General features: G+C 40.9%; 11 protein-coding genes. 3 read left to right on the plus strand and 8 right to left on the minus strand.

Features of this window, described 5'->3' with window-relative positions:
• Positions 1-68: 68 nt before the first annotated feature.
• Positions 69-683, plus strand: a complete 615-nt coding sequence (gene dmsD, locus EL244_RS00720; RefSeq protein WP_126458032.1) for a Tat proofreading chaperone DmsD — start codon at positions 69-71, stop codon at positions 681-683.
• Between the two features lie 49 nt (positions 684-732).
• On the opposite strand, the gene EL244_RS00725 is transcribed toward dmsD, so the two are convergent.
• The 6 genes from EL244_RS00725 to codB form a co-directional block, all read right to left on the minus strand.
• Positions 733-1,338: a protein-methionine-sulfoxide reductase heme-binding subunit MsrQ gene (locus EL244_RS00725; protein ID WP_126458034.1), complete on the minus strand. Its 606-nt coding sequence runs from the start codon at positions 1,336-1,338 to the stop codon at positions 733-735.
• Positions 1,338-2,348 carry a protein-methionine-sulfoxide reductase catalytic subunit MsrP gene (gene msrP, locus EL244_RS00730; RefSeq protein ID WP_039854641.1) on the minus strand — a complete coding sequence of 337 codons (1,011 nt, stop codon included), beginning with the start codon at positions 2,346-2,348 and terminating at the stop codon, positions 1,338-1,340. Before msrP ends, EL244_RS00725 begins: the two co-directional genes overlap by 1 nt.
• Positions 2,349-2,437: 89 nt before the next feature.
• Positions 2,438-3,802 (minus strand): heavy metal sensor histidine kinase, encoded by a 1,365-nt coding sequence (locus EL244_RS00735; RefSeq protein ID WP_126458037.1) that lies wholly within the window; start codon positions 3,800-3,802, stop codon positions 2,438-2,440.
• Positions 3,799-4,470 carry a response regulator transcription factor HprR gene (gene hprR, locus EL244_RS00740; protein WP_126458040.1) on the minus strand — a complete coding sequence of 224 codons (672 nt, stop codon included), beginning with the start codon at positions 4,468-4,470 and terminating at the stop codon, positions 3,799-3,801. The genes EL244_RS00735 and hprR overlap by 4 nt, the downstream gene beginning before the upstream one ends.
• 206 nt (positions 4,471-4,676) lie before the next feature.
• A complete protein-coding gene (locus EL244_RS00745; RefSeq protein ID WP_126458043.1) occupies positions 4,677-5,963 on the minus strand; it encodes a cytosine deaminase in 1,287 nt (428 codons plus the stop codon).
• On the minus strand, positions 5,956-7,203 hold the full coding sequence (gene codB / locus EL244_RS00750) for a cytosine permease (protein ID WP_126458046.1): 1,248 nt from the start codon (positions 7,201-7,203) through the stop codon (positions 5,956-5,958). Before codB ends, EL244_RS00745 begins: the two co-directional genes overlap by 8 nt.
• An 805-nt stretch (positions 7,204-8,008) precedes the next feature.
• Between codB and dcuC the strand changes: the two genes are divergently transcribed.
• A complete protein-coding gene (dcuC, locus tag EL244_RS00755) occupies positions 8,009-9,283 on the plus strand; it encodes a C4-dicarboxylate transporter DcuC (RefSeq protein WP_006813920.1) in 1,275 nt (424 codons plus the stop codon).
• A gap of 15 nt (positions 9,284-9,298) precedes the next feature.
• The gene (locus EL244_RS00760) at positions 9,299-10,564 is read left to right on the plus strand and encodes an amidohydrolase (RefSeq protein ID WP_112835862.1); all 1,266 of its coding nucleotides are present in this window, start codon (positions 9,299-9,301) and stop codon (positions 10,562-10,564) included.
• Positions 10,565-10,727: 163 nt separating this feature from the next.
• Here EL244_RS00760 and EL244_RS00765 read toward each other — a convergent pair whose 3' ends face one another.
• Positions 10,728-11,969 (minus strand): Zn-dependent hydrolase, encoded by a 1,242-nt coding sequence (locus EL244_RS00765; protein ID WP_126458049.1) that lies wholly within the window; start codon positions 11,967-11,969, stop codon positions 10,728-10,730.
• Between the two features lie 779 nt (positions 11,970-12,748).
• Positions 12,749-13,033, minus strand: a complete 285-nt coding sequence (locus EL244_RS00770; protein ID WP_126458052.1) for a helix-turn-helix domain-containing protein — start codon at positions 13,031-13,033, stop codon at positions 12,749-12,751.
• Positions 13,034-13,615 lie beyond the last annotated feature (582 nt).

Genomic DNA, 13,615 nt, shown 5'->3' on the forward strand with positions numbered 1-13,615 from the left:
TAAGCCTTTTTTCTGGTAGGATGATATTAATTAGCTAAGTCACTAATAATAAGCGAATCAAAGACACTATGAGCGAACAATCCTTGAATGATATTGACGTAACTGCACGAGTGCTTGGTGCTGCATTTTATTACGCGCCAGACCAAGTGCCTGATATTATCGAATTATTGATTTCGTCGAAGTGGGTAGAGGATTGGCCCTACGGTTCCGTCGAGCAAAAGCAGGCGATTGCTGAGAAAATGACGAAGGCACAACGTGATGATGAAACCTTGGACGAGGCTTATCAGCGATTATTTATCGGGCCTTATGCGCTGCCATCTCCACCTTGGGGCTCGGTGTGGTTAGATAAAGAAAATGTGTTATTTGGTGAGTCGACGTTGCAATTACGTGAGTGGATGCAACGCAATAAGATAGATATTCAGCTGACGCAAAATGAACCGGAAGATCATTTTGGCTTGCTGCTGATGATGACCGCCTGGGTGGCAGAACATTGCCCAGACAAATTAACAGAACTATTAGCGCAGCATATTTTGCCTTGGGGCTTTGCCTATTTAAATAAAATGCAGGAAAAAGGCGATTCACCATTTTACGTGGGGCTGGCGGAATTAGCCCAATTAACCTTAGCTACGTGGCAGGAAACGTTAAACATAGTAGCGGATAAAAAAATTATTTTTTATCGTTAAACTGGATTTATGTTGGCGACCATTCCGTGTCGCCAACCATTTTCAATCCCTATATCACCGCTGGTTTTTTCAGACTCCAAGTTCGATAAGCAAACGCACAACCGACAATCACCAAATAGATAATCGGCTCGGGGGTCATGGTTTTCATGGATAAAATATAGTGTGTGATAACCAGTAACAGGGTGGGATAAAGCAGCGTATGAATTCTTTTCCACCACACACCTAAGCGGATCCGTATGCCATTGAATGAGCTGATCGCCATCAAAAACAGGCAAAGCCAACCGACCATACCGAGAATTAAATATACACGAGAAAACATCTCGTCGAAAAATAGCGCTAAATTATTCACGCCAATTTCCAATAATAAATAGCTACTTAAATGCAGTTCCGCCCAGAAAAAACACCATAATCCCAGCAATTTTCGAGTCTGAAACAGGATGTTAAATCGCAATAAACGTACCGCTAATGGGATTAGGGCGATAAGCACTAGCAAACGTAAAGTGGCAATTCCCGTATAGTGTTGGATATCTTTGGCGGGGTCAGCACCGAGTTGCCCTGAATCAATTAAAAAAATCAGCCAGAGTAGGGGCAGTAACCCGATTAAATGGAAAAAAGCTTTAGTTCCCCACAGGAGCCAGCGATTTTCTTGAGGCATCAATAATATCTCCGTAAATCCATGCCCTGATACAAACTCGCCACTTGTTCACCATAGCCATTAAATAGCAAGGTGGGTTGTCGAGTCACTTGTCCTAGTCCCCCTGCGCCAATAAAACGTTCTGTGGCTTGTGACCAACGGGGATGGTCAACGTTCGGATTCACATTGGCATAAAAACCGTATTCGCTAGGAGCGGATAGATTCCATGTGGATTGTGGCATCTGTTCAGTTAAATGAATTTTGACGATGGATTTGATGCCTTTAAACCCATATTTCCACGGTACGACTAAGCGAATTGGCGCGCCATTTTGATTCGGTAACGTTTTCCCATATACCCCAGTGGCCAATAATGTGAGCGGGTTCATCGCTTCATCCAGCCGGAGTCCCTCAACATACGGATAAGGCAATCCACCGCCAATGTAGCGACTCTTTTGCCCCGGCATTTCTTCCGGTGCGTAGCGGGTTTCAAAAGCGACATATTTGGCTTTGCTGGTGGGTTCAACTAATGCGAGTAGCTTCGCAAGAGGAAAGCCGACCCATGGGATCACCATTGACCATGCTTCGACACAGCGCATGCGATAAATACGTTCCTCAAGGGGAAATTTTGTATTGATATCATCTAAATTGAGGGTGAGTGGACGATTGACTTCACCCTCGATGGTCAGTGTCCACTCATCGGTTTTTAGGGTATGGGCATTCTCCGCTGGGTCGGATTTTCCCAGTCCGAACTCATAAAAATTATTGTAGCCAATCACCTTATCTTCAGGTGTGAGGACCAGTGAAGAGGATTGATACTCTTGCGGTTGAATAAAAGTCAGTTCTTTTCTGGGCACGGTGGGCACGGCAGGCTGATCGTCACTGAACCACGAAAATAACCCCGCATTGGCGGTCGAGGCAACCGCAAGACCTGCCGCGCCAACGCCTAATACCTTTAGCAGTTCCCGACGCTTCATAAAAAAGACGGATTCAGAGGTCACTTGAGATGACGGAATTTTAGGGGACTTTTTCATTGTGCGCTCCATAGCAAAAGATTTATTGGGTTTGTTATACCGAAAGCGCAATCAAAAATAGCTGACAGTAAGATGACAAATTTGTCATCTTACTGAGTTGTTGGAAAACGCAACGTTACCGTGCTAGTGCCTTCACGGTGTTCAAAATCAACGGTACCCTCATGTAGCTCGACGATAGCTTTGACAATCGAGAGACCTAAGCCCGTTCCTTCCGTGGTACGCGCATTATCACCGCGCCAGAAGCGGGTAAAAATTTCAGGGTTGTTCAGCAGCATTTCACCATGATTCTCGATCTGGATGATCACGCACCGATCTTGCTGGCTGATTGTCGTCATGACTTGAGTTTGAGGATCGGAATATTTAATGGCATTAGAAACTAAATTAATTAACACCCGAGTGAGCAGAACTTTATCGACAAATATCGATAGGGAGGATGGCTCGCAATATAGCGCAATTTGTTTCTCTTCTGCATAAGCAGAAAATAGCTCATAAACCTCATTAACTAACGTAGATATAGACAGGTTTTCTCGATTTAACGGGATGTTTTTATTTTCTGCTCGTGCAATAAACAGCACGCTTTGGATCATTTGTGCCAGTTTATCCAGCTCTTCGATATTGCTGATTATCATGGCTTCATATTCTTCAACACTGCGTGAGCGTTGCAGGATAATCTCATTTTGTACGCGAATAGCATTTATCGGTGTTCTCAGCTCATGGGCTAAGTCGTCGGCTAATTGCGTCAATTTGACAAAATCATGCTTCAGCCGCTGGCGCATGATATTCATGGATTCCCCCAGCTCTTTCAGCTCTTGGGGAAGTTGTTCAATATCAATGGGATTATTAAGAGAGTGAACATCGGTTTTTACGGTAATACGGCTTAATGATTGAATATCGGATAACCCTTTTTTCAATAGCCACAAACTTAATATTCCCATCAGTAAAATGGATAAGACCGAAATCAGCAAACTTTGGGTCAAATATTGGTTTAGCACGCCGCTTCGGTCGACGGAGACTTTACCTAATACCACATACAATTGACCCATTGGCGAATTCATCTCGAAATAAACCGCCGCAATTGGGATACCTTGAGATGTTTGCCAATGATTGATGGCATTAATATTCAGTTGCTCAAGATTGACGAGTTGCAGGCGATGAGTATTGAGTGGTTCCGAATGGGTTTCCACCAAGATATTTCCTGATGCATCAGATATTTGAATAATATCTTGGCGCATGTCCATCATACTTTGAAAATACATGGGGAGCGTTTTGATATTAATGCCGCTGGCAATCAGTTTAGATAACTGGTTTGCGCGATTAACCAGTAAATTATTATCCTGCTCTGCTAGCTCACTTTTGAGTGAATGATACAAAATCCAAGTCACAAAGCTGGCATTGGCAACCATCAGAATGATAAACAGAGAGATTAATTTAAAGCGCAGGGACTTTTTTTTCATTCTGTCGGCCTATTGAGTCGATATCCCATTCCTCGAATGGTTTCAATGAGCTTAACATCAAACCCATCATCAATTTTTTTGCGTAGTCGGCGAATGGCCACATCAATAATATTGGTATCACTATCAAAATCGATGCCCCACACTTCACTGGCAATTAAGGTTCTGGGTAATATTTCATCGCAATGCAGCACAAAAAACAGTAATAAAGAGAACTCTTGGCGAGTCAGAATGATTTTTTGGCCGCCACGTTCTACGTCATGACGGACGAGGTCGATTTTTAAATCGGCAATCGTCATGTTGGTTGAGGTAGGTTGATGAACTTTTAATTGATTTTTAACCCGAGCCAATAACTCAGAAAAAGAAAAGGGTTTCACTAAATAATCATTGGCGCCTAATTCTAACCCTTTTATACGATCATCAACGGCATCACGGGCAGTGAGGCAAATGACAGGAATATTTTTAGAGGTACGTAATACTTTCAGGATATCCCAGCCATTCATACCGGGTAGCATAATATCGAGAATAATCAGTTGGTAATTATTTTCTAAGGCAAAGTAGAGCCCATCGCGTCCATCGGTGGCCACATCAACCAGAAAGCCGGCTTCTTCTAAGCCATTTTTTACCCAGCCTTGGGTTTTCAGATGATCTTCAATTAATAATATTTTCATGCACACCAACTATCACCTCAATTTTGCTTAATTTCATCTTAATCAAGTTTTCAGAGGTTGAACAATCAAAAATTTATGGTGGAGCAAGGAGGTGATTGAGAAGTGAAAATTATCGATTAATTTAATTTAGAGCGGTATTCAATTGAAATTGCTCACCCATCCACAAGGAGGATGAGCAATATAACGGTATTAAACTTTGCGCTAACTTACGGTTGATAACCGTAACGCACAGTTTCAACGTCGTCGAGTTGGATCTGGGTAACCGTCGGCTGGGTGGTGGCAATTACGCGACCATCGCGGACAGAATAACGTACTGGCACCTGGCGGCGTACAGCATCAAAACCATTTTCAGCTGGCAGGATCAGCAAGCTAGCGCGTTTCCCTTCAGTTACGCCATAATCTTGTAAGTTCAGCGTCTTCGCACTGTACTCCGTGATTAACTTCAGACCGTCATTGATCTGACCGTAACCCATCAGTTGGCAAACATGCAGTCCCATATGCAGAACTTGCAGCATATTCGCTGTTCCTAATGGATACCATGGGTCGAACACATCATCGTGACCAAAGCAGACATTCACATTGGCGGCCAGCATCTCTTTCACGCGAGTAATACCGCGGCGTTTTGGATAGGTATCGAAACGCCCTTGTAAGTGAATATTCACTAATGGATTCGCCACAAAGTTAATTCCGGACATCTTCAATAAGCGGAATAAACGAGAAGCGTAAGCGCCGTTATAGGAATGCATCGCGGTGGTATGGCTTGCGGTTACGCGAGCGCCCATCCCTTCACGGTGAGCAAGGGCAGCAACAGTTTCCACAAAGCGAGACTGTTCATCATCGATTTCATCACAATGCACATCGATTAAACGGTCATATTTCTGCGCTAAGGCAAACGTTTTATGCAGTGATTCTACGCCATATTCGCGGGTAAATTCGAAATGGGGGATAGCACCAACAACATCTGCACCTAAACGCAGTGCTTCTTCTAATAGCTCTTCCCCGTTCGGGTAAGACATGATGCCTTCTTGTGGGAAGGCAACGATTTGCATATCGACCCACGGTGCCACTTCTTTTTTCACTTCCAGCATCGCTTTGAGCGCTACGAGGGTGGCATCAGAAACATCGACGTGGGTACGAACGTGTTGGATACCGTTAGCGATTTGCCACTTTAATGTCTGCCATGCACGGGATTTTACATCTTCATGGGTCAGTAGCGCTTTACGTTCTGCCCAACGTTCAATTCCTTCGAACAGTGTGCCGGATTGGTTCCAGTTAGGTTGCCCCGCCGTTTGTGTGGTATCCAAATGGATGTGCGGCTCAACAAAAGGTGGAATGACTAAACCGCCTTCACCATCGAGGCTATTAGGTAAGATTTCACCTTTTGTATAAGGAACAATGGCGGTGATTTTTTGGTTTTCGATATCGATACGCCACAAACCATCACGTTCAGGTAAGCGGACATTATAGATATGTTGGACTTGTTGATTAAGCACGGGTCATCTCCGAATTGGTGACGCGAAAGCGATTCATGAGTGGATTTAAAATCACATAGCAGAAAGCGCCGCCAAGAACGGCGTTCACAGGGACAATACCCGGTAGCCAATGTCCTGCGGCAACACCCGCAGCGACAGCGATTATCGCACTCATATTCACATCGCGCATTTTGCTTGCGTCAAAGGTGTTATAACGATGACGGTACATTAAGTAATCCGCAATAATAATGCCACCGATTGGTGGGATGGCGGCGGATAAAAAGGTTAGCCAGCTGACAAAATTATTGTATAGCCACAGTGCGCAGATGGTGCCCACTAAGCCGTTGACGATAGATAACGTTTTGCTTGATAGCCCGGTGATGTTAGCGAAGCCTAAGCCGGAGGCATACAGCGCATTGTCGTTGGTGGTCCAAATATTCAGACCCAGTACGATAATCGCAGGTATCAGCAGCCCTTGAGCTATCATGACGTCAGAAATATCTGCCATTCCGAGGGAGGCGGCGCCCGCAGCACCAAAGATAAACATCAATGAGTTACCGAGGAAGAACGCGATAATCGCCACTAAGACGGCAATTTTTGGTTTGCGCCCGAAGCGAACGAAGTCTGCGGTTAAGGTTCCGGCGCTGACAAATGAGCCAACAACCATCGCAAGCGCTAAATTGAAATCAATTGGTTGTGCTGGCGTGATAGCTTGCAAGGTACTCAAACCGCCTGCGCCAGTGACCGCGAGATAGACAGAATAACTACCTAAAACGGCAATTGCCGGAACCGCGACAATCGACAACACCGTTAATGCTGATATCCCGAAGAACACCGTTACAGTCATCAAAACACCGGAAACGCCAATCAACATATTGATGTCCCAGCCTGTCGCCTTACCGACTGGAATGGCAAACATAGCGACACCGACGCCGAACCAGCCGACCTGTGTACCACCGAGTAAGAAAGAGGGGAGCCAAGAACCGCGAATACCGAAGGAATAACGAGCGAGAAGGTGAGTTGTTAAGCCAGTTTTTGAACCAATGAAACCAAGAAAGGCGGTGTAGACACCAAGAATAAGATTACCGATAAGAACTGCGAGGAAGAAATCATTGAAACTAAGACCGGTACCGAGAGCACCTCCGGTCCACATACTTGCGGAAAAGAACGTTAAACCCAGCATTACAAAGGTTAATGCGAGTCCGCCTTTTCGCGCGGATATGGGCACAGGCCCATGACTGTAATTTTTATCCCCAGACACAATTACCTCCCGTTACTATTCTCAGGCCAAAAAAATCTGACGAATTCTATAGCCGCCAAAATAAAAAGCAAACGTTTTCTTTTCTAGTTAAATATAATTAATGCATTCGGGTTTTGTGTGCTTTTTGTTCATCTAATGTGGGGGATAGGGAGGCTGGATAGGGAGTCTGCTGATTTACCTGCCAGATAAATTAATTGAAGTGTAAAAATGGCAAATAGAATTTAGACCCGATAAATCAGATTAGTTAAAAATAAAATGCTTCCGAATAAGAGTGAGTTAATTGATGATACCTTTTATTTATATTTATTCATTTTGTAATAAAATTAAAACTAAATTATTTTTAATAAAATATGATGTTTTTTATTCGAACAATAGGGAATGAGGCTAAATTTTTAAATTATAGGGAAATAAATGTCTACTCTGGCTGGAATTTTATTCTCCGAGTTATTGTTTAAATTTAATAAATTCTTAAATGGTTAATTTGGCAGTAAAATTTTACTGAAATTATAGGGTTGTGGCGCTTGAGTTAAACTAGGTTAAACCCGGTTAGATTAAAAACAAATAAGATGTTTCTCTCCGGTTAAATATATAATTCGAATTAAAATATATTTTTAATATTAAAAAATAACCGCATGATAATTTTGTGGTAGGTCACAAAATAGCAGGTGAATTCTCTATTGGAGAATAAAATTGATATCCCTCAATTAAATAAAACAATTAATGCTCACAATGAATTACCAACCAAAAAAAATTTTTTCTTTATTTATTCTTATCAATTTAACCCGGGAATATAAGAGGTGCGGTCATGATAATTCAATTTATCGCGGCATTAGTTATTGTTATTACGATTTATCTTTTAATAAAAAAATATGAAACACGGATGGTATTAATTGCAGCTGGACTGGTGCTTTGTATTATCAGCCTTGTTCCGATGCAAGCATTGGCGGCGTTCAGTGAAAGAATGGTCTCCGCTCCATTGATTCAGGCGATCTGTTCGAGTATGGGTTTCGCTTATGTCATGAAATATACCAAATGCGATAAACATTTAGTTTTGGTTTTATCCAAAGTATTAAGTCGTCTTGGATTCTTTCTGATCCCCGCCGCTGTTGTGTTGACATTCTTCATCAATATCGCGATTCCATCCGCTGCAGGCTGTGCCGCGGCAGTAGGGGCAACATTGATCCCGTTATTGATTGCCGCACGTATTCATCCTGCGATTGCTGGTGGGGCTGTTCTCTGTGGCACCATTGGGTCGATGTTAAGCCCTGGTCTGTCTCATAACCCTTTTGTCGCTCAAATGTCGAATATGAGCATCGTTGACTTAATTGCTCGTCATGGTCCTTATAGCCTCGCAGTAGGTGGAATTGCAGCGGTTTCTTTAGCTGTTGTTGCTCTGGTCAAGAAAGAGTACAACATGAAAGTGACTTTAGAGACTAACGGAACGGCGGAACAAGGACAAAATGTTGCGACAGAACAACCGAATTATCTGTATGCAACGGCCCCTTTTATTCCTTTAATTTTATTAATTTTACCGTTTATGGATGCGCTGAAAGCGTATCAAATTACCGTACCTGCTGCGATGGTGATCGGGGCAATCTATGCACTGGTGATTACTCGTACAAATCCATCAACCATTACCAAAGAATTCTTTAAAGGAATGGGAAATGCTTATGGTGATGTCTTGGGGATCATTATTGCTGCCGCTGTATTCTCTGCGGGTCTAAAAGCCTCAGGCTTAATTGATTCATTCATTAGTTTCCTGATCCATTCACCGGAATTTGCTCGCTGGGGTGGAACACTGGGTCCATTCTTAATGGGGATTATTACCGGTTCAGGTGATGCGGCAGCATTTGCTTTTAATGAAACCGTGACGCCATTTGCTCAACAGTTTGGTTATGAAATACCGGATCTTGGTATGGCTTCTGCAATTTCAGGGGCTTTAGGAAGAACCATGTCACCACTGGCGGGTGCCGCGATTGTCTGTGCGGGTTTAGCCAACGTTAACCCGATGGAAATTGTTAAGCGTACCGCACCTGGCATGATTGTCGGGGTGATCTTTATTGCACTAATTATGCTTTAATTGTAAGGAGTTACTATGTCAGTCATCACATTAGAACAATTGATAAAATGGCGTCGCGAGTTCCATCAATATCCTGAAATTGGTTGGTCTGAATTTTTAACCACGGCGAAAATCGTTAATATATTACGCGACCTCGGTTTAGAGGTGAAAGTGGGCACTGCGGTTATTAATCCCGAGTATGCCTTTGGTCGCCAGCAGAAAGTGGTGGATAAGGGATTAGGTGTCGCCAGAAAGCATAATGTGAGTGAAGCGTTATTAGCTGAAATGCAGGAATTGACCGGTTGTGTCGCTATTTTTGATAGTGGAAAACCAGGTCCAACTGTTGCTCTACGTTTTGATATTGACTGTGTCGGTGTGACGGAAAGCAGTCAAGAAAACCATCGACCAAAAATGGATAATTTTAGTTCCTGCCATCCAGGGGAAATGCACGCTTGTGGTCATGATGGGCACATTTCTATTGGTTTAGCTGTTGCCCATTGGTTAGTGGCGAATAAAGATAAATTAACCGGAAAAGTAAAATTGCTGTTCCAGCCAGCGGAAGAGGGCGTGCGTGGTGCAAGAGCCATGGCAGAAAGTGGGATTGTGGATGATGTTGATTATTTCTTAGGGGCGCATCTCGGTTTTATCGCCAACAGTGGGGAAATTGTTATTAATCCAACGCATTTCCTTTGTACCACTAAGCTGGATTTTCGTTTCAAAGGTGCGCCATCTCATGCAGGGGCAGAGCCTGAGCTAGGGTTAAATGCGCTTGCAGGTGCTTGCCATGCCACAACCCAAATGCTAGGAATTTCTCGACACGGTAAAGGCATGTCTCGCATCAATGTCGGGGTTTTGAATGCGGGTGAAGGTCGCAATGTCACGCCATCTTATGCACAAATGCAGGTTGAAGTTCGCGGTGAAAATGAAGAAATCAACCGTTTTATGAGTGAAAACGCCATTCGTATGGCAGAGGGTTCAGCACATAGCTTCCAATTAGAGATGGAAAGCGAAGTTATGGGGGAAGCTGTTGATTTAACCAATGACCAAGAGCTGATTGATACGCTCACCAATGTTGTTGGTCAGCACGGGGAATTAACCGCAGTGGCGACTCGACCTTTCGGGGGGAGTGAGGATGCGACTATCCTTGCTAAGCGCGTACAGCGTAACGGTGGGAAATCACTCTATTTTGTGGTGGGTGCAGATAGAACCGCTGGGCATCACCAAGCCGGTTTTGATTTTGATGAAAATGAGATGCTAACTGCCTATAAACTCTATACGGGTTGCTTATTATCTTTGTTATAAATTAATCTGAAATATTTTTCTAAAATAAAGAATCAAATAGCTGGAAGTTTTCGACTTGCAGCTATTTTTTTATTTCTAATTTATCAAAGTCAAAAAAATGACCTTTATATTGTATAGAAACAATAAAAATAAAGGTCATTGCGATAATTTATGATTGGAAAAATTATTTAGCGAGGGAGTACAGTGTCTCTTTTAGTAAATCGGCGGCAATAATAATATCGTTAAAGTCGGTAAACTCATCGGGATGATGGCTGATACCGTCTTTTGATGGCGTAAAAATCATAGCGGTTGGGAATTTTTTCGCCATATTCATGGAGTCATGCCCTGCACCGCTCAACATAGTCATATATTTCAATTGCTTTTCAATACAATGCTGCTCAATAACATGGCAAATTTCATTGTCTAATTTCACTGGATTCTCGGATGAAATTTCACGGATATTGATGGATACTTCGTTGTCATGTTCAGATTTTTTTATGGAATCTTTAAGATGATCGGCGACGCGGCGAATACTTTCTGGTTCGATGCCACGAATATCAACTAAAAAATTAACCTCTCCGGGAATGACATTCATGGAGTTCGGATAAACGTTTAATTTTCCGATAGTACCGACGGTTCCCCAAACTGCTTCTTTACAGGCTGCTCGGTTCAAATCATCGATAATGGCAGCGCTGGCGACTAAAGCATCATGGCGCTGGTACATTGGCGTGGCACCAGAGTGGTCGGCGTGACCGGTCACTTTAACGCTATAACGTGTCGGGGCAGCAATCCCATTCACGATACCGACATTTTTCTCTTCCAATTCCAGTCGGCGGCCTTGCTCAATATGGAGCTCGATAAAGGCGGAAAAATAATCATCGGGTAATTTACATTGTTCAATTTGCTGGCTGTTATAGCCACACTCATCGATAACTTCAAAGAAATTTTGCCCGTTATCATCAAGATTTAACGCCCATTTTTCGTTGTCTACAGCACCAAGTAACACTTTGCTGCCAATACATGAGAATCCAAATCTGCTGGACTCTTCTGCGCGAAAGACGATCAGCTCAAGGTCTCGGGATAATTGCTGTGGTTGAAATTGCATTAGGGCATAAAAACCGGCAACGACTCCGAGTGTGCCATCGTAAGCTCCACCATCGGGAACAGTATCAAGATGTGAGCCAGTACCGACGGCGGGTAAATCAGGATTTTTACCGGGTAAGCGGCAAAATATATTACCAATGGCATCTTGGCGAACGATAAACCCAGCTTGTTGCATGGTTTCTATCATATATTGATGGGCTGCTTGGTCAGTGGGAGTATATGCTAAACGTGTGACTCCTTTATTATTGGGCTGAGAAGAAAATGACGCTAATTTTTCAAATAATAATTTCATTTTATTAGTAGAAAATAATTCCCTAGTCATGAAAACCTCTTTTATAAAACGTAATCGGATATATTTAATTTTGGTGTGTTAAAAATAAAAATAGTAATGTGAGAAATAAGGTTTGAAAATTATATAAATATAAGTAAGAGACTATTGAAGATACCAATATGACAAATCTAAGTTGGATGTGTCAAACAGAAGATAGGAAAGATAGGGATTGTATGATATTTGTCAAATTACTGATATTAAACGAAAAAATAACAATGTTTACGTTTTTAAAACACAGTTCAGAGCATGGTTAAAATTAAAGGCTATTTTTAAAAATTAAATTATTTTTTAATTTAGAATTGAATTTATATTTTTAAATTACTATTTTAATAAGGTGTTTATTTTAAATAATTATTTTACAGAGATAATTTATATTTTTGTTTTCATACTGTCATTAATTGTTATTTTTTATCTTTAATTGTTAGCATCTAAATAGTTGTAGTAGAGTACAATATTATTGTCACGTTGAATTTTTTCAACCGCTGTAAGCGGAGCTGTGATTATCATCGATAAGATGAATGTCGGTGTTTATGGATGGAATGGAACACTAGGTTGTTTTACTTATTATCACTTGATTTTGCTACTGAGTTTCACTGAATAAATTGAGTCGATAGGTAAAATAAAAAGTAAAAGCCTTCAAGTTAGCTTTTACTTTTTATGCTGACTTATCATAATTAGAGTTAATTGAATTACGTTACTCAAATATAGAGTAATTTTGTTTTTTTAACCAAAATCTTCACCTATTTAAAAATGAAGCGTAATGACTCATTTTATGCAAAAGATTCAACAAATTCTTGGGTTTTATGTACAGGCTTAATCTCGAGATCTTCTTGGAAGATATCACTGAATATATCACTGATATTCACATTCAATATTTTTGATACTCGAGCTAAACAATCAATATCAATACGATTAACACCACGCTCATAACGAAACAGCTGTTGTTCACTGATATTGCATTCTCGTGCTAATTGGAAAACAGTATAACCTTGAGATTTTCTTAATGATTTAACTTTTTGCCCGACAGCGTAAGCAATAGGAAATTTTCTATTCATAAACATTCTCTATTAAATTATTTTATTGGAATAACGTTAAACATGAATCCTGAGACCTTATAAATATCATTTTATATAGTCTTTGTGTTTTCATTTTTAGCTGGATATATAGTGACCATTGGGAGTCACTAAGTAAATGATATACTATCCTTATAATTGTTTTCAATTGGTCAAAAAATGACTTTTTAAATATTATAATTATTATGTTTAATATTTTTTAATATTTCTAGCTTTGATAAATTTATTATTTTCAATGGGTTAAATTTAATTTCATATAATGAGTAAGTAAATGGAAATTTTAATACATGACCAATCTCTAGTTTTATACTTCGATCATTTGATGTCTTGCAGGATTATAATCCAAAAAAACGCAAAATAAAACATGAATAATATTCAATCAATCTATTTGTTTCATGTGATTTAGCTTAGTTATTTTCAAGTTTTGGTTTATTTTATTAAAGAGTCAAACTAGGAAGATCGTTATTTGATCAATTTTATTTTTTATTACACTAAATATATCTAGGAATGTTGATTAATAAATTTACAATTGAGTCTTTCCATTTTTTTGTTTTTTAGTTTGAT

The sequence above is a fragment of the Providencia rustigianii genome, assembly GCF_900637755.1.
GTDB lineage: Bacteria > Pseudomonadota > Gammaproteobacteria > Enterobacterales > Enterobacteriaceae > Providencia > Providencia rustigianii.

Bases quoted from the DNA above. Each gene is read 5' to 3' on its own strand.
- EL244_RS00725 (WP_126458034.1), bottom strand. From the start codon at position 1,338: ATGCCTCAAGAAAATCGCTGGCTCCTGTGGGGAACTAAAGCTTTTTTC.
- EL244_RS00735 (WP_126458037.1), bottom strand. From the start codon at position 3,802: ATGAAAAAAAAGTCCCTGCGCTTTAAATTAATCTCTCTGTTTATCATT.
- msrP (WP_039854641.1), bottom strand. From the start codon at position 2,348: ATGAAAAAGTCCCCTAAAATTCCGTCATCTCAAGTGACCTCTGAATCC.
- EL244_RS00765 (WP_126458049.1), bottom strand. From the start codon at position 11,969: ATGACTAGGGAATTATTTTCTACTAATAAAATGAAATTATTATTTGAA.
- EL244_RS00770 (WP_126458052.1), bottom strand. From the start codon at position 13,033: ATGAATAGAAAATTTCCTATTGCTTACGCTGTCGGGCAAAAAGTTAAA.
- hprR (WP_126458040.1), bottom strand. From the start codon at position 4,470: ATGAAAATATTATTAATTGAAGATCATCTGAAAACCCAAGGCTGGGTA.
- dmsD (WP_126458032.1), top strand. From the start codon at position 69: ATGAGCGAACAATCCTTGAATGATATTGACGTAACTGCACGAGTGCTT.
- dcuC (WP_006813920.1), top strand. From the start codon at position 8,009: ATGATAATTCAATTTATCGCGGCATTAGTTATTGTTATTACGATTTAT.
- EL244_RS00760 (WP_112835862.1), top strand. From the start codon at position 9,299: ATGTCAGTCATCACATTAGAACAATTGATAAAATGGCGTCGCGAGTTC.